A 17,241-nucleotide genomic window follows, 5' to 3' on the forward strand; every position below is an offset into this window, starting at 1 on the left:
GGCCGCGTTACAACGCATCAGGGGGAACCAAGTATTTATCGGGAAAAGCCCCCGTTTTCAGTCGAAATGCACTTAAAAAGATGTTTCAAGCGCTTTCACGTCTGTAACAGGAAGGTTACCGGGCCATCATTGACCAGATGCACCTGCATATCCGCGCCGAATCTACCTGATGCCACAGTGCCATGCACCTGTTTCGCTTTGCCCAATAGATAGTCGAACAGCTCCTCGCCCAAAGCAGGAGGAGCCGCAGTCGAAAAACTGGGGCGCAACCCGTTTTTGGTGTCGGCGGCCAGGGTGAACTGCGAGACCAGCAGCAACCCGCCGCCTACGTCCGCCAAGGACAAATTCATCTTGCCCTCGGCGTCACTGAATACTCGATAGTTAAGCAGTTTATGCAGAAGTTTGTCGGCGCTGGTCCGAGTATCGTCGGGCTCGACCGCCACCAGCACCAGCAACCCCTGATCTATCGCGCCAACCACCTCTCCCGCAACCTCGACTCGCGCGCCACGCACGCGTTGCAGCAAGCCCTTCATGCTTCGTCAGGCGACAAGTTGAGCATACGACGGGCCATCAGATCAGCGGCACGTACCAAGGCATCGGTGATGCCCGATTCGGACGCCGCATGGCCGGCGTCGCGAATCACCTGCAATTCGCTGTTCGGCCAGGCCTGATGCAGTTCCCAGGCGTTGTCCAACGGACAGATCACGTCATAACGACCATGGACGATGACGCCTGGCAGGTGGGCGATCTTGGCCATGTCACGAATCAGTTGGTTCGGCTCCAGGAAAGCATTGTTGGTGAAGTAGTGGCACTCGATACGGGCGATGGACAACGCACGCTGAGGCTCGGAGAAGCGGTCGACCACCAGCGGATTCGGTCGCAGGGTGGCGGTGCGGCCTTCCCACATGGACCAGGCTTTGGCCGCGTGCATCTGGGCGATCTGATCGTTGCCGACCAGCCGCTTGTGGAACGCCGAGAGCAAGTCGTGGCGTTCATCCTGCGGGATCGGCGCGATGTAGTCCTGCCAGTAATCGGGAAACAGGCGACTGGCGCCACACTGGTAGAACCACTCGATTTCCTGAGGACGGCAGAGAAAAATCCCGCGCAGAATCAAACCGTGCACGCGCTCCGGATGGGTTTGCGCGTAGGCCAGGGCCAGGGTCGAACCCCAGGAGCCGCCGAACAGCACCCATTTGTCGATGCCCAAGTGCTTGCGAATCCGCTCGAGGTCGGCGACCAGATCCCAAGTGGTGTTGTTTTCCAGGCTGGCGTGGGGCGTGGAGCGACCGCAACCACGCTGGTCAAAGGTGACAATGCGATACAGGTTCGGATCGAAATACCGACGGCTCTGGGCATCACACCCGGCGCCAGGGCCGCCGTGGATGAACACCACCGGTAAACCTTCCGGCGAACCGCTTTCGTCGACATACAGCGTGTGGGTTTTATCGACAGCCAGATCGTGCCGGGCGTGGGGTTTGATCTGCGGGTACAAAGTCTGCATTGCGCGCTCCGTAAGGGGTCGAGGTCATCCCTGGGGGGACTTCTATTATTCTGCCGTCCGGCATCATAAACCCGAATTACTTCAATGAGCATGCCCCTTGGCGCGTCAGAGTTTGTCAGCCCGTTTTCTCAGCCAAATAGCCGAGCAGGGTTTCATAGAGTCGGTCGACCTCGGCGACCTGCCCCCGCGCCCGCAAACAGCCATGAACCAGCCCCTCCCCGTAATAAAGCGTTGCGCTTACGCCTGCGGCGTTGAGTCGCTCAGCGTAAAGCACGCCGTCATCGCGCAGCGGGTCGAACTGCGCCACGGCGATCAATGCCGGTGGCAGACCGCTGAAATCGTCGGCGAGCAAGGGCATCGCATAGGCACCCGGTTGTCGGGGTCCGCCTAAATACAACGCGTGATAACAATCCAGATCGCTGCTGCTGAGCAATGGCGCATCGGCGCATTCGTTGCGCGACGGCAATCGGTGGTCGCCGCCCAGTCCCGGATAGATCAGAACTTGTGCGCATGGCATTGGCTCACCGGCATCGCGCAACGCGAGGCACAACGCAGCGGCGAGATTGCCGCCAGCGCTGTCGCCCGCCACCAGGGTGCGCACAGGGTCGAGCTGAAACGGTCCCGCGTGCAGCGCGCGCCAGATACTCAGGCAGTCATCGAACGCCGCCGGAAACGGATGCTCCGGTGCCAGCCGATAATCGACGGCGATCACCAGCACACCGAGCACCGACGCCAGTTCGGCGCAGATGAAGGCGTGGGAATCCAGATCCCCCACCACCCAACCGCCGCCGTGCAGGTACATGATGCACGGCCAACCGTTGGTCGGCGGCGTGATCGGCGGTTGCCAGGAGCGTACGGCCACGCCTGCCAACTCGAAATCGACCACCTCAAGCATAGCGGGAGACGGCGGGGTAAATGCCCGGCACATCTCGCTGTAGGCCTGACGCAGGCCGGTGAGGCTGCTGTCGGTGCTGTTGAAGCTGAGGGTTTTCTCGACGAAAGCCGCCATGTGTTCAGAGAGTGGATAAGGAGCCATGAGCCTGCAGCCAGCCAAATAGAGGAAGTCAAAAAATTTGAACGACGCAAATCCTGTGGGAGCGTGGCTTGCCCGCGAAGAATGCACCGCGGTTTTTCAGGTATTACGCGTCATCGTTCTTCGCGGGCAAGCCACGCTCCCACAGGTTCTGCGCCCCCCTCGCCACAGTGATCTCTTTCGACCACTCAGTTTTTCAAACTGGCCTGAACGGTTGCCACACCCTCCTTGCCATCAAAACTGCTGACACCTGCCAGCCAACGCTGAAGATCTTCGGGATGATCACGCAGCCATTGTCTGGCGACATCCTGCGGCGTCTTGCGCTCCATGATCGGCACCATCAACTGACTTTCCTGGGCGGCGGTGAAAGTCAGGTTTTCCAGCAAGCGATTCACGTTCGGACAGCGTTCGGCATAGTCCGGCGCGGTCACGGTGGAAACGGTCGCCGCGCCTTCGTTCGGACCATAGACGTCTTCGCTGCCGGTCAGGTAGGCGATGTTCATGTTGATGTTCATTGGATGCGGGGTCCAGCCGACGAACACCACGAACTCCTTGCGATTGACCGCCCGCTGAACGGCGGCAAGCATGCCGGCCTCACCGGACTCGATCAGTTTGAAGTCCTTCAAGCCAAAGTGATTGGTCTCGATCATGGTTTTGATGGTGGTGTTGGCGCCGCTGCCCGGCTCGATGCCGTAGATCTTGCCGCCGAGCCGGTCCTTGAATCTTGCGATGTCGGCGAAGGTTTTCAGGCCGGCGGCAGCCACGTAGTCAGGCACGGCGAGCGTCGCCTGGGCGTCGGCCAGGCTCGGTTTGTCCATGACCTTCACCTGGTTGGCTGCCACGAACGGCGCGATGTTTTTGTCCATCGCCGGTTTCCAGTAACCGAGGAAGATATCGAGGCGTTTGTCGCGGATGCCGGCGAAGATGATTTGCTGCACAGCGCTGGTTTGTTTGCTTTCGTAGCCGAGGCCGTTGAGCAACACGTCAGCCATGCCGCTGGTGGCGATGACGTCGGTCCAGTTGACCACGCCCATGCGTACGGTCTTGCAGGAAGCGGGGTCGTTGGCGAAAACGCTGGTGCTCAGAAGAGCAGTGCCGCAGAGGGTTGAGAGACAGCGGGTGAACAGTCTTTTCATCGGGAGAGTCTCGTGCGGCAGATTATTGTCAGGGCCGGTGTCTTCGTGCACCGTGCCCAGAACATTACGCAGCGTCGAGAGGGTAAAAGTGAACTGTGGCGACCGTGTTTTGCACGGTGGCGACAGTTCCAGTGTCGATCGTTCCCACGCTCCGCGTGGGAATGCCTCAAGGGACGCTCTGCGTCCAGTGACGCGGAGCGTCACGGGCTGCATTCCCACGCGGAGCGTGGGAACGATCAGTCAGCGATCAGTCAGCCGTAGTGCTTTGCGCCCCACGCCAACAGCCCTTGCAGCAATTCCCTGAGCACCACTTGCGTCGGTGCCGCCAAGTCTGGGCGATAGCGGAACGGTTCAAACTCTTCCATATACGTGCACTGACCCAACTCCAGTTGCACGGCATGGATGTTCTCGACCGGGTTGCCGTAATGCCGGGTGATGTGCCCACCCTTGAAGCGACCGTTCAGCACATGGCTGTAATCGAGGTGCTTCGCGCAGATCGCTTCCAGTTGAGTAGCCAACTGTGGATCGCAACTGGCGCCGTTGAAGGTGCCGAGGTTGAAGTCCGGTAGCTTGCCGTCGAACAGGTGCGGGATGATCGAGCGGATCGAGTGCGCATCGAATAGCAGTGCGTAGCCGAATTCGGCATTCAGCCGTGCCAGTTCCTCCTGCAAGGTGCGGTGGTACGGTGTCCAGATTTGCTCCAGATAAGTCGCTCGTTCCGCCGCTGACGGCTCCATGCCCTCACGGAACAATGGAATACCGTCGAACAACGTCGCCGGGTATAGACCAGTGGTGGCGCCGACATACAAAGGCTTGTCGTCGGAAGGCCGGTTCAGGTCGATGACAAACCGCGAGTACTCGGCCGTCAGGGTGCTGGCACCCAGCTCGGCGGCAAATTCGTAAAGCCTTGGGATGTGCCAATCGGTGTCCGGCAGGCTTTTCGCGTCGGGAATCAATCCCGCTTCGACCGCCGGGGTCAGGCGCAGACCGGCGTGGGGCATGCTGATCAGCAGCGGCACGCGGCCTTGTTTGAAGTTCAGAACCTTATCCACAACTGCTCTCCTAAACGCTCGTTTCGACGCCGTGACGCACGACGCGTTTTTCCAGGTCGCCGCCCAGCCAGTACGACAGGTCGGCCGGTCGATCAATCTGCCAGGCGACGAAGTCTGCGACTTTGCCGGCTTCCAGCGAACCGTGAGTCTCGGCCATGCCCAGCGCGGTGGCGGCATGAATCGTTGCGCCAGCCAGGGCCTCTTCCGGGGTCATGCGGAAGCAGGTGCAGGCCATGTTCAACATCAAGCGCAACGACAACGCCGGCGAAGTGCCGGGATTGAGGTCGCTGGCGATGGCGATTTTTACGCCGTGTTTGCGCAGGGCTTCCATCGGCGGCAATTGGGTTTCCCGCAGGAAGTAGAACGCGCCGGGCAGCAATACCGCGACAGTGCCCGATTTGGCCATGGCAATGGCGTCGTCTTCGGTCATGAATTCCAGGTGATCGGCAGACAGGGCGTGGTAACGCGCCGCCAGGCTCGAACCGTGCAGCGACGACAATTGCTCGGCATGCAGCTTCACCGGCAAGCCGAGGTTCTGCGCGGCGACGAAAACCCGTTCGACCTGTTCCGGCGAAAACGCCAGGTATTCGCAGAAAGCGTCCACCGCATCCACCAACCCTTCGGCCGCCAGCGCCGGAAGCATTTCGCTGCAGATGTGATCGATGTAAGCGTCGGCGCGGTCCGCGTATTCCGGCGGCAGAGCGTGGGCGGCCAGGCAGGTGCTGCGCACGCTGACCGGCAGCTCGGCGCCAAGACGACGGATGACCCGCAGGATCTTGCGTTCGCTGGCCAGGTCCAGGCCGTAGCCGGACTTCATCTCGACCGTGGTCACGCCGTCGCGCATCAGGCTCTTCAGACGCTTGGCAGCGCTGGCGAACAGCTCGTCTTCGGAGGCTAAGCGAGTGGCGCGCACGGTGCTGGCGATGCCACCGCCGGCCGCGGCGATTTCCGCGTAGCTGACGCCTTGCAGACGTTGCTCGAATTCACCGCTGCGGTTACCGCCGAACACCGTGTGGGTATGGCAGTCGATCAGGCCCGGAGTCACCCAGGCCCCTTTAAGATCATTGACTGCCGGGTACTCGCCTGACGGCAGTTCGCCGCGCGGACCAATCCACTCAATGTGCGCACCTGACGTCACAATGGCCGCATCCTCGATGATCGAGTAGACGCCTTGCGCCATCGTTGCGACGTGGCAGTGTTGCCAGAGAGTTTTCATCCGTGGCCTCCGTTAGGTTATCGATGAGAAAAAGAAGGTTCCCGCTCCACCGGCACTGCCTTCCCTGCCGCCGGTTTCACCCACGTCAGGTAGGCCAGCACCAGCAATACAATCCAGACCACGCCGACGATCAGCGCCGCCTGGGTGTTCGGGAAATAGCCCAGCACGCCAAAAATGAACAGCATGAAGGCAATCGCCGCCATCGGCGCATAGGGCCAGAACGGCACGGGGAATTTCAGTTGTGCGACCTGTTCGGCGCTCATGGAACGACGCATGGCCACCTGGGTGCACAGAATCATCAGCCAGACCCACACCGTGGCAAAGGTCGCGACAGAGGCGATCAACAGAAACACGTTTTCCGGAATCAGGTAGTTCAGCAGCACGCCCAGCAACAGCGCGGCGCTCATCACCACCACGGTCATCCATGGCACGCCATTGCCCGACAAGCGGGCAAAGCCCTTGGGTGCGTGCCCTTGCTGGGCCAAACCGTACATCATGCGACCGGCGCCAAAGATGTCACTGTTGATGGCCGAGACTGCCGCCGAAATCACCACGATATTGAGGATGGTCGCGGCCGAGCTGATGCCCAGGTTGTCGAAGATCTGCACAAACGGACTGCCCTGGCTGCCGATCTGCTGCCATGGAAAGATCGACATCAGTACGAACATCGTCAGCACGTAGAACAGCAGGATACGCAACGGTACGGCATTGATCGCCCTGGGCAGCACGCGCTGTGGGTCTTTGGCTTCACCAGCGGTCACGCCAATGATTTCAATGCCGCCGAACGCAAACATCACCACGGCAAATGAAGCGATCAGACCACCCGCGCCGTTGGGCATGAAGCCGCCATGGCTCCAGAGGTTGCTGATGTCGGTCGCCTGGGCGCCGGGCGCGGTGCTGATACCGAAGAGCATGATGCCGAAGCCACCGAGGATCATCGCGACGATGGCCGCGACCTTGAGCAGCGACAGCCAGAACTCCATTTCACCGAAGACTTTGACGTTGCACAGGTTCAAGCCGCCGACCACCGAAACGATGCCCAGTACCCAGATCCAGCGGTCGACTTCCGGAAACCAGAAGCCCATGTAAATACCGAACGCGGTGACGTCTGCCATGCCGACGATGACCATTTCGAACGCGTAGGTCCAACCGAGAATGAAGCCCGCCATCGGCCCCAGGTAGGTGCTCGCGTACTGGCCGAAAGAGCCGGCCACCGGGTTGTGCACCGCCATCTCGCCGAGGGCGCGCATGACCATGAACACCGCCGCGCCACCGATCAGGTAAGCGAGCAATACCGCAGGACCGGCCATTTGAATGGCCGAGGCAGAACCGTAGAACAGCCCGGTGCCGATAGCCGACCCCAGCGCCATGAAGCGAATATGTCGGGCCGAGAGCCCGCGTTTCAAACCTGTTGTTGGCTGTTGCATTTCTCGTCCTTAATTATTTTTATTGGCGACTGATCGTTCCCACGCGCAGCAAAGGAATGCAGCCCGTGACGCTCCACGTCACTGGACGCAGAGCGTCCCTAGAGGCATTCCCACGCAGAGCGTGGGAACGATCATCAGAGAAGGAGCCATTACAGGCTAGGCAGCAACTTCACCGACACCAATTCATTCAGGCAACGCGTGGCCAACAACTCACTCGCCGCGTTGATGTCCGGCGCAAAGAAGCGATCCTTCTCATAGAACGGCACTTCAGCGCGCAAAATCGCCCGGGCCTTTTCCAGTTTGGCCGAGGTTTTCAGACCTTCACGCAGGTCGAGGCCTTGAGCCGCCGCCAGCCATTCCACTGCCAGAACCCCACGCGTGTTTTCCGCCATTTCCCACAGACGCTTACCTGCCGCCGGGGCCATGGACACGTGGTCTTCCTGGTTGGCCGACGTCGGCAGGCTGTCCACCGAGTGCGGATGAGACAGCGCCTTGTTCTCGCTGGCCAATGCTGCCGCGGTCACCTGGGCGATCATGAAGCCGGAGTTCACGCCGCCATTGGCCACCAGGAATGGCGGCAGTTGCGACATGTGCTTGTCCATCATCAGCGAGATGCGGCGCTCGCTCAGGGAGCCGATTTCAGCGATGGCCAACGCCATGTTGTCGGCGGCCATGGCGACCGGTTCGGCGTGGAAGTTACCGCCGGAGATCACGTCGCCTTCAGCGGCGAACACCAGCGGGTTGTCCGAAACGGCGTTGGCTTCGATGGCGAGCACTTCGGCGGCCTGACGGAACTGGGTCAGGCAGGCGCCCATGACTTGCGGCTGGCAGCGCAGGGAGTACGGGTCTTGGACCTTTTCGCAGTTCTGATGCGAGTCGGACACTTCGCTGCGCTCACCCAGCAGATCGCGGTAAGCGGCAGCGGCGTCGATCTGGCCTTTCTGGCCGCGAGCCGCATGAATGCGTGCATCAAACGGCGAGCGCGAGCCCAGTACCGCTTCAACAGTCATGCCACCAATGGCCAGGGCGCCAGCAAACAGGTCTTCGCCTTCGAACAAACCGCGCAATGCATAAGCGGTAGAAACCTGAGTGCCGTTGAGCAGCGCCAGACCTTCTTTGGCAGCCAGGGTCAACGGGGTCAGACCGGCGACTTTCAGCGCTTCGGTTGCTTCCATCCACTCGCCTTTGTAGCGAGCTTTACCTTCGCCCAGCAGCACCAGCGACATGTGGGCCAATGGCGCCAAGTCGCCGGAGGCACCGACCGAACCTTTCAATGGAATGTGCGGGTAAACCTCGGCGTTGATCAGGGCGATCAGTGCATCGATCACCACGCGACGGATACCCGAGAAGCCACGGCTCAGGCTGTTGACCTTGAGCACCATGACCAAGCGAACCAGCGCGTCGCTGATCGGCTCGCCGACACCGGCGGCGTGGGACAACACCAGCGAGCGCTGCAGGTTTTCCAGGTCTTCGCTGGCGATACGGGTCGAAGCCAGCAGGCCGAAACCGGTGTTGATGCCATAAGCAGTGCGGTTCTCGGCGAGGATCTGTTCCACGCAGGCAACGCTGGCTTCGATCTGGCTCGAGGCACTGTTATCTAGGGTGATTTTGACCGGTTGCTGATAAACATCACGCAGTTGGGCAAGGCTCAGTTGGCCGGGAATCAAGTTTAGCGCAGTCATTTCGTGCTCCTTTTGAGAGTTTGTCATTAACTCACCAGACGCTCCGGAGATGTCCGTTGTCCGTCGCGTCTCGCCTTCTGGGGAGCCGCGCCTTGGCACGCTGGTGTGGTGGAAATCAGTTCAGGTTCGGTAACACTTTGTGCAACAAAATCGGATCTTTCAAAACACTGGCAGCGGCAGCAATGTCCGGTGCCAGCCAGCGATCCTGGTCGTAGGCCGGAACCCGCTCACGCAGCAGACGCCACGCGGCATCGGTGCCAGCGCCAAAGCGTTGCTCTTTGAGGAATTCAAACGCCTGGGATGCCAGCAAATATTCAATCGCGAGAATCTGCCTACAGTTTTCCAACGCACGATGCAGCTTCAGCGCCGCATTGGTGCCCATGCTCAAGTGGTCTTCCTGCAAGCCCGAAGTGACGTAATTATCGAGCACCGCCGGTTGCGCCAACTGGCGGTTTTCCGCACACAGGGAAGCGGCAACGTATTGCACGATCATCATCCCGGAGTTCACTCCCGGATTGGCCACCAGAAACGCCGGCAAACCGCTGACATGCGGGTTGATCAAGCGGTCCAGTCGACGCTCGGCGATGGAGCCGATTTCGGCCATGGCGATCGCCAGCAAATCCGCCGCCAATGCCACTGACTGGCCGTGCGGGTTGGCCTGGGACACCACCCGGAAGTCGTCCGGCGTGCCCAGCAGCATCGGGTTGTCGGTGACCGAGTTGAGTTCGGTTTCGATCTGCTTTTTCGCGTGCTCAAGTTGATCGCGAGCGGCGCCGTGGACTTGCGGGATCGAACGGATGCTCAATGCATCCTGAGTACGAATGCCTTTGCTGCTGGCAATCACTTCACTGCCGTCGAGCAACGCCCGCAGATTGATGCCGACTTGCTGCATGCCCGGGTGAGGCTTGAGCGCGATGATCTCGGCATCGAACGCGGCGATCTGGCCGCGCTGAGCTTCGAAGCTCATGGCACCGATCACATCGGCCCACTGCACCAGACGCGTCGCATCGGCAATTGCCAGACAGCTGAGACCGGTCATGCACGGCGTACCGTTGACCAGGCACAAGCCATCTTTGGCGCCGAGCTGAACCGGTTGCAGGCCTTCCTCGGCCAAGGCTTGCTGCGCCGAGACAATCTGCCCGCGATAGCTGACATTGCCGACACCCAGCAGCGTGATTCCGATGTGGGCCATGTGGGTCAGGTAGCCCACCGAACCCTGGGACGGCACTTGCGGGGTGATGCCGCGATTGAGCAGTGCCAACAGGGCTTCGACCACCCGGCGATGAATGCCGGATTTGCCATGGCTGTAATTCCGGATTGCCGCACACATGATCGCGCGGGTCTGTTCGTCGGCCAGTGGTGCGCCAACGCCACAGGCGTGACTGAGCAAGGTGTTGCGCGACAACTGGCTGAGTTGTTCGCCTTTGAGCGAGACGTTGCACAAGGCGCCCAGGCCGGTGTTGACGCCGTAGGCACGCTCGCCGCTGGCGACGATGCGCTGGACGATCGCCTGGGCGTTCTCGATCCGGGCCCAGATCTGGGGCGACAGCTCGAGTTGCGCACCGTGACGGGCTACGGCAACCACATCCTGCCAGCGCAATGGAGCGTCGGCGATAACGATTTTTTCAGCCTGGGACATCTTCAACCTCGTGCGTACAACCTGAATATTGATGCAGCTTTACCGGCGCCATCGCGGGCAAGCCCGCTCCCACAGTGTTCTGTTGTGTGAAGAAAATTTGTGCAACACAACCAATCCCTGTGGGAGCGGGCTTGCCCGCGATGAGGCCCGCCCGATCACCGCAAATTTCTCAAACCACCGCAGCCCGCCGCTGTACAAACCGGTCCACATACTCATCCGCCGGCGAATGCAGGATCTCTCGTGGCGTGCCGACCTGAATCAGCCGGCCATCCTTGAGGATCGCAATGCGGTTGCCGATGCGCACGGCCTCGTCGAGGTCGTGGGTGATGAAGACGATGGTCTTGTGCAGGGTCTTTTGCAGTTCCAGCAACTGGTCCTGCATTTCAGCGCGAATCAGCGGGTCGAGGGCGCTGAAGGCTTCGTCCATCAAGATGATGTCGGTGTCAGCCGCCAAGGCGCGAGCCAGGCCCACACGCTGGCGCATACCGCCGGAAAGCTGATGCGGGTATTTGTTTTCGTAGCCCTTCAGGCCCACGGTGTTGATCCAGTGCAGCGCGCGCTCGGCGCACATTTGCTTGCTCTCGCCACGCACTTTCAGGCCGTAGGCGACGTTATCCAGCACGGTCTTGTGCGGCAGTAGGCCAAAGCTCTGGAACACCATGCTGATTTTGTGCCGGCGAAATTCGCGCAGGGCTTCCATGTCGTATTGCAGGATGTCCACGCCATCCACCAGGATCGCGCCGCTGGTGGGGTCGATCAGGCGATTGAAGTGGCGCACCAGGGTCGACTTGCCGGAACCCGACAGGCCCATGATCACGAAGATCTCGCCGGTGCCGATGCTCAGCGACAGGTCGTTCACACCGACCACGCAGCCGGTTTCGGCCAATACCTGGTCTTTGGTCTTGCCCTGGCCAATCATGCCCAGCGCATCCTTGGAACGGCTGCCGAAAATCTTGAAGACGTTTTTGACTTCGATCTTGCTAATGGCTTCGCTGCTCATTTGCTCACCTCATGCCGTGGCCGACCATACGCCTGAGTAATGCGGTCGATGACCACTGCCAGAATCACGATCGCCAGACCGGCCTCAAGCCCACGTCCGACGTTGAGGGTCTGAATCCCCACCAACACATCTTCACCCAAGCCACGGGCACCGATCATCGAGGCGATCACCACCATCGACAGGGCCATCATGGTGGTCTGGTTGATCCCGGCCATGATGCTCGGCAGGGCCAGCGGCAGTTGCACGCCAAACAGTTGTTGCCAGCGATTGGCACCGAAAGCGTTGATCGCTTCCATCACTTCACCGTCGACCTGGCGAATACCCAGATCGGTCAGGCGGATCAGCGGCGGCGCGGCGTAGATCACCGTGGCGAAAATCGCCGGGACCTTGCCCAGGCCGAACAGCATCAGCACCGGGATCAGGTACACGAAACTCGGCATGGTCTGCATGATGTCCAGCAGCGGCATCAGCACCGAACGCAGGCGATTGCTGCGTGCCGAAAGGATGCCCAGTGGAATGCCGATCAGCACCGAGATGACCGTCGCCACCATCATCAATGCCAGGGTCTGCATCAGCTTGTCCCAGAGGCCGACCGCACCCACGAGGAACAGCAGACCGACGATGACTGACGTGGTCACGACTTTGCGGGTCGCGTGCCAGGCAACGCCCGCCACGATCGCCAGCATCAGCCACCAGGGCGCCGCACGCAGCAGCCCTTCAAGATTGACGATGGCCCACAACAGGGTGTCGGAGATGCTGCGGAACACATCGCCGTAGTTGGTGACCAGCGAATCGACCCAACTGTTGACCCAGTCGGCGATGGAAAAGGTAAAGCTTTCGGGAAACATAAAAAGACTCTCAATCAAGGGGTTGCGATCAAGCATCCGACTGCCGTTGCCAACAGTCGGAGACACTCGACCTACAAGGCCGCGTCGATCTTTTTGGCTGCGTCTTCGCTCACCCATGCGTGCCAGACTTCAGGATGTTCCTTCAAGAAGATCTTGGCCAGTTTTGGCGATTCGATCCGCTCTTTGGCCATGCGCCCGAGGTTCTGATTCAGCAGGTCGATCGGCAGGTTGACCTTTTCCAGCACGGCCACCAGTTCCGGGGCTTGCTCGTGGAAAGTCTTGGACAGGCCGACCTTGATGGTCACGCTCTTGTCCACGCCAGGCTTCTCTTCGAGTTTGACCAGGTCAACCTGGCCCATCAGCGGGGTTGGCGACCAGTAGTAGAACAGGATCGGCTCGCCACGTTTGTAGCTCGACAGCACCGCGGCATCCAGCGCCGGGCCGGTGCCCGGACGGAAGTTGGTGTAGGTGCTTTCCAGGCCGTAGCTTTTCAGCATTTCGCTGTTATCCAGCTCACAGGTCCAGCCCGCCGGGCAGTTGTAAAAACGGCCCTTGGATGGCTCTTCCTGATCCTTGAACACGGCAGCGTATTTACCCAGATCGGCAATCGCTTTCAGGTCCGGAGCTTTAGGCTCCAGCTTGCGCTTGGGGTCGCCTTCGATCACGTAACGCGGGACGTACCAGCCTTCGATGGCGCCAACCACCGGAGCGCCGACACCGACAACCTTGCCGGCCTTCTCGGCCTTGTTCCAGACCTCGCTGCGACCGACCCATTCTTCGGCAAACACTTGAATGTCGTTGCTGCTCAGGGCGTTTTCCATAGTGATGGAGTTGCCTGGCAGGCTGTCGGTCTTGCAGTCGTAGCCTTTCTCCAAGACGATTTGCATCACGTCGGTCAGCAGCATGCCGCTTTCCCAATTCAGGCCGGCGAATTTCACCGGTTTGCCCGATTCGCACCAGCCAGCCGCCTGAGTGGCGCCAGCACTGGCCAACAGGCCCATGGAAAGCAATGTGGTCAGCAGGGTCTTGTTCGATTTCATTGTTTGACGCTCCTAATCATGAGTTGGCTTACGGCAGTCAAGAGGCATCCAGCCCTGTCCACGTCCAATCAGGCCTGCGCCGCAGCGCGACCGGCCCCGCTTGTTATAGGTGCTGCATTGCTGTCCTGCTCGACTGGCAGAATCAGGTGATCGGGTACTGCGCTGTGCCATTTTTTTGCGCACACGTAATACAGGCCTGCGGGAAGCACCAGACCGATGATCCAGGAAATATCCACACCACCCAGAGCGTGCACCAGCGGACCGGTGTAGAACTTGGTAGAGATGAACGGCAGTTGCACCAGCACACCGAAGACATAGACGCTGATACCGAGGGGGTTCCAACGGCCGTAGCGACCGTTCGGATCGGCCAGCGCCGGCACGTCATAGCGCTCGCGAGTGATGCAGTAGTAGTCCACCAGGTTGATCGCGCTCCATGGCGTGAAAAAAGCCAGCAAAAACAGGATGAAGGACTTGAACGCACCGAGGAACGAGTGCTGACCGAGCAACGCGATCAGGGTCGCAGTGCCGACGATGACCAGCACGAAGACCAGACGCTGCAAACGCGTTACTTTCAGGTCACCACGGAAACCGCTGATGACCGTCGCAATGCACATGAAGCTGCCGTAGGAGTTCAGTGTTGAGATGGTGACCTTGCCGAACGCGATGCTGAAGTACAGCAGCGCAGCGGTGGCACCGCTGCCGCTCAAACCAACGATGTAGGCTACTTCGTGGCCGGCGAATTGCCCGTTGGCCATGGCGGCGGCAAACACGCCGAGGATCATCGCCACCTGTGCGCCGATAACCGAACCGGCGCCGGCGGCGAAAAAGGTTTTCACCGAGGACGTACTGCTTGGCAGGTAACGGGAGTAGTCAGCCACGTAGGGGCCGAAGGCGATCTGCCAGGACGCTGCGAGCGAAACCGCGAGCAGGAAGCTGCTCCAGCTGAAGTGGCGGATTTGCAGGAGTGCGCCAACGTCAGTCTGGCTCATCAGGCGACTGAACAGGTAAACGAAGGCAATCACGCCAATGACGCTGGCGACACGGCCGATGAAATGAATTACCCGATAACCGAGCACCGTGACCAGCACGATGACACTGGCGAAGATGAGGATACCGACGCTGTCGCTGACGCCAAACAACTGGCCCAGCGCCTGGCCGGAAAGCACGGTGCCCGTTGCGGTGAAGCCCAAGTACATCAGGCACACCAGCACAATCGGGATGGCCGCGCCATACACGCCGAACTGTACCCGGCTGGAGATCATCTGCGGCAGGCCAAGCTTGGGCCCTTGCGCCGCATGCAGCGCCATTACGCCACCGCCGAGCAGTTGACCGATCAACAGACCGATCAACGACCAGAACACGTCACCGCCCAACACCACGGCCAGGGCCCCGGTGACAATCGCGGTGATTTGCAGGTTGGCCCCCATCCACAGGGTGAACTGGCTCAACAGACGACCGTGTCTCTCCGCTTCCGGGATGTAGTCGATCGAACGTTTCTCGATCAACGGTTTACTGCCTGCACGATCGCTGTTAACAGCCATGATTCAACCTCTGTGGATTGTTATTCGGTGTTGGTGTGATCCCCTGTAGGAGCGAGGCTTGCCCGCGAACCGCGGTGTGTCAGAAAAGACGCCTTCGCGGGCAAGCCTCGCTCCTACAGGGGCAAGCATTACTTGCCGGTAATCATCGGCAGGTTCAGGCCCTGCTCCTTGGCGCAGTCGATTGCGATCTGGTAGCCCGCATCGGCGTGACGCATGACACCGGTCGCCGGGTCGTTGTGCAGGACGCGAGCGATACGCTCGGCCGCTTCGTCAGTACCGTCGCAGACAATCACCATGCCCGAGTGCTGGGAGAAGCCCATGCCGACGCCGCCGCCGTGGTGCAGGGAAACCCAGGTCGCGCCGCTCGCGGTATTGAGCAGAGCGTTGAGCAGTGGCCAGTCGGACACGGCATCGGAACCATCCTGCATCGATTCGGTTTCGCGGTTCGGGCTGGCTACCGAACCGGAGTCCAGGTGGTCGCGACCGATCACGATTGGCGCGGACAATTCACCGCTGCGAACCATTTCGTTGAACGCCAGACCGAGCTTGGCGCGCAGGCCCAGGCCAACCCAGCAGATACGTGCCGGCAGCCCCTGGAAGCTGATGCGCTCACGGGCCATGTCCAGCCAGTTGTGCAGGTGGGCGTCGTCCGGAATCAGTTCTTTTACTTTGGCGTCAGTCTTGTAGATGTCCTGCGGATCGCCCGACAGCGCAGCCCAACGGAACGGGCCGATGCCACGGCAGAACAGCGGACGGATGTAAGCCGGTACGAAGCCTGGGAAGTCGAACGCGTTCTCGACGCCTTCTTCTTGGGCCATCTGACGGATGTTGTTGCCATAGTCGAAGGTCGGAATGCCCATTTTCTGGAATTCGAGCATCGCTTTAACGTGCACGGCCATCGATTGCTTGGCGGCTTTGACGACAGCGGCTGGCTCGGTCTTGGCGCGAGCGCGGTACTCTTCCCAGGTCCAGCCGGCTGGCAGGTAACCGTTGAGTGGGTCGTGGGCGCTGGTCTGGTCGGTGACCATGTCCGGGCGCACGCCGCGCTTGACCAGTTCCGGCAGGATTTCGGCCGCGTTGCCAAGGAGGGCGATGGAAATCGCTTTGCCTTCCTTGGTGTATTTGGCGATACGCGCCAGAGCGTCGTCGAGGTCAGTAGCTTGCTCATCGACATAACGGCTGTTCAGGCGGAAATCGATGCTGACCTGCTGGCATTCGATGTTCAGCGAGCAAGCGCCGGCCAGGGTTGCGGCCAGTGGTTGAGCGCCGCCCATGCCACCGAGGCCTGCGGTCAGGACCCAACGACCTTTCAGGTCATCGTTATAGTGTTGGCGACCGGCTTCGACGAAGGTTTCGTAGGTGCCCTGGACGATGCCCTGGCTGCCGATGTAGATCCAGCTACCAGCGGTCATCTGGCCATACATGGCCAAGCCTTTGGCGTCGAGTTCGTTGAAGTGTTCCCAGCTCGCCCAGTGTGGCACCAGGTTGGAGTTGGCGATCAGTACGCGCGGGGCGTTGCTATGGGTCTTGAACACGCCGACCGGCTTGCCGGATTGCACCAGCAGGGTCTCGTCGTCGTTCAGGTTGGTCAGACTTTCGACGATCTTGTCGTAGCATTCCCAGTTACGTGCCGCACGACCGATACCACCGTAAACCACCAGTTCTTTAGGGTTCTCGGCGACTTCCGGGTCGAGGTTGTTCATCAGCATGCGCAGCGGCGCTTCAGTCAGCCAGCTTTTGGCGGTCAGCTTGTTACCGCGGGCAGCGCGGATTTCGACATTGCGGTATTTAGTAGGTTTCTGGGTATTGTCAGTCACGAAAAAGACTCCTCAGCGATCAATTCAAACCAGCCCTGGCAGTGGGCGAGCCAGCCTGTGCGCGTCACAGCGCCCCAAGCGAATCAGTGGACGCTGCGAGGAGTCTCGAATCGACTCATACGCATACGTCTTTACTTGTACATACAAGCATATGCAATCAAGCGGCCAACTTACTGGATGAGTGTTCAAGAAAAGTTTTGAAAGGTCTGGAAAGGCTGTAGATCAAGGGTTTTAACGGAGATGAAATTTTTCGGGGGGATTTGGTGTGAGGAAGATGGCTGTTACTTGAGCGTGGTTTTGCGTCACGCT

General features: G+C 60.2%; 14 protein-coding genes. All 14 read right to left on the bottom strand.

Translation table 11 applies throughout. The annotated features are described in order from the left end of the window. Positions 1–95: 95 nt before the first annotated feature. Positions 96–533 carry a D-aminoacyl-tRNA deacylase gene (dtd, locus tag F6R97_RS12565; RefSeq protein ID WP_038978586.1) on the bottom strand — a complete coding sequence of 146 codons (438 nt, stop codon included), beginning with the start codon at positions 531–533 and terminating at the stop codon, positions 96–98. Continuing rightward, a complete protein-coding gene (pip, locus tag F6R97_RS12570) occupies positions 530–1,501 on the bottom strand; it encodes a prolyl aminopeptidase (RefSeq protein WP_048396065.1) in 972 nt (323 codons plus the stop codon). Before pip ends, dtd begins: the two co-directional genes overlap by 4 nt. 115 nt (positions 1,502–1,616) lie before the next feature. Continuing rightward, positions 1,617–2,537 (bottom strand): alpha/beta hydrolase, encoded by a 921-nt coding sequence (locus F6R97_RS12575; RefSeq protein ID WP_315866623.1) that lies wholly within the window; start codon positions 2,535–2,537, stop codon positions 1,617–1,619. A 185-nt stretch (positions 2,538–2,722) separates the two neighbouring features. Beyond that, positions 2,723–3,670 (bottom strand): choline ABC transporter substrate-binding protein, encoded by a 948-nt coding sequence (locus F6R97_RS12580; protein WP_038978583.1) that lies wholly within the window; start codon positions 3,668–3,670, stop codon positions 2,723–2,725. Positions 3,671–3,921: 251 nt separating this feature from the next. Next, a complete protein-coding gene (hutG, locus tag F6R97_RS12585) occupies positions 3,922–4,722 on the bottom strand; it encodes an N-formylglutamate deformylase (protein WP_038978582.1) in 801 nt (266 codons plus the stop codon). 10 nt (positions 4,723–4,732) lie between these two features. Next, positions 4,733–5,938: an imidazolonepropionase gene (gene hutI / locus F6R97_RS12590; RefSeq protein ID WP_038978581.1), complete on the bottom strand. Its 1,206-nt coding sequence runs from the start codon at positions 5,936–5,938 to the stop codon at positions 4,733–4,735. A gap of 17 nt (positions 5,939–5,955) precedes the next feature. Beyond that, complete coding sequence (locus F6R97_RS12595) at positions 5,956–7,365, bottom strand: amino acid permease (protein WP_038978580.1); 1,410 nt, start codon at positions 7,363–7,365, stop codon at positions 5,956–5,958. A 149-nt stretch (positions 7,366–7,514) separates the two neighbouring features. Continuing rightward, positions 7,515–9,047 (bottom strand): histidine ammonia-lyase, encoded by a 1,533-nt coding sequence (gene hutH, locus F6R97_RS12600; RefSeq protein WP_038978579.1) that lies wholly within the window; start codon positions 9,045–9,047, stop codon positions 7,515–7,517. Between the two features lie 115 nt (positions 9,048–9,162). After that, positions 9,163–10,686 (bottom strand): histidine ammonia-lyase, encoded by a 1,524-nt coding sequence (gene hutH / locus F6R97_RS12605; RefSeq protein ID WP_038978578.1) that lies wholly within the window; start codon positions 10,684–10,686, stop codon positions 9,163–9,165. 169 nt (positions 10,687–10,855) lie between these two features. Next, a complete protein-coding gene (locus F6R97_RS12610; RefSeq protein ID WP_050681951.1) occupies positions 10,856–11,686 on the bottom strand; it encodes a glycine betaine/L-proline ABC transporter ATP-binding protein in 831 nt (276 codons plus the stop codon). Continuing rightward, positions 11,683–12,534: an ABC transporter permease gene (locus tag F6R97_RS12615; protein WP_030129253.1), complete on the bottom strand. Its 852-nt coding sequence runs from the start codon at positions 12,532–12,534 to the stop codon at positions 11,683–11,685. The genes F6R97_RS12610 and F6R97_RS12615 overlap by 4 nt, the downstream gene beginning before the upstream one ends. A 71-nt stretch (positions 12,535–12,605) precedes the next feature. Then, positions 12,606–13,574: an ABC transporter substrate-binding protein gene (locus F6R97_RS12620; protein WP_038978577.1), complete on the bottom strand. Its 969-nt coding sequence runs from the start codon at positions 13,572–13,574 to the stop codon at positions 12,606–12,608. A 68-nt stretch (positions 13,575–13,642) separates the two neighbouring features. Next, on the bottom strand, positions 13,643–15,115 hold the full coding sequence (locus tag F6R97_RS12625; RefSeq protein ID WP_050681950.1) for a purine-cytosine permease family protein: 1,473 nt from the start codon (positions 15,113–15,115) through the stop codon (positions 13,643–13,645). Positions 15,116–15,243: 128 nt separating this feature from the next. Continuing rightward, positions 15,244–16,932: a urocanate hydratase gene (gene hutU, locus F6R97_RS12630; protein WP_038978575.1), complete on the bottom strand. Its 1,689-nt coding sequence runs from the start codon at positions 16,930–16,932 to the stop codon at positions 15,244–15,246. Between the last annotated feature and the right edge of the window lie 309 nt (positions 16,933–17,241).

Origin of the sequence: Pseudomonas sp. JV414 (assembly GCF_032424305.1) — a bacterium.
GTDB classification, from domain to species: domain Bacteria; phylum Pseudomonadota; class Gammaproteobacteria; order Pseudomonadales; family Pseudomonadaceae; genus Aquipseudomonas; species Aquipseudomonas lini.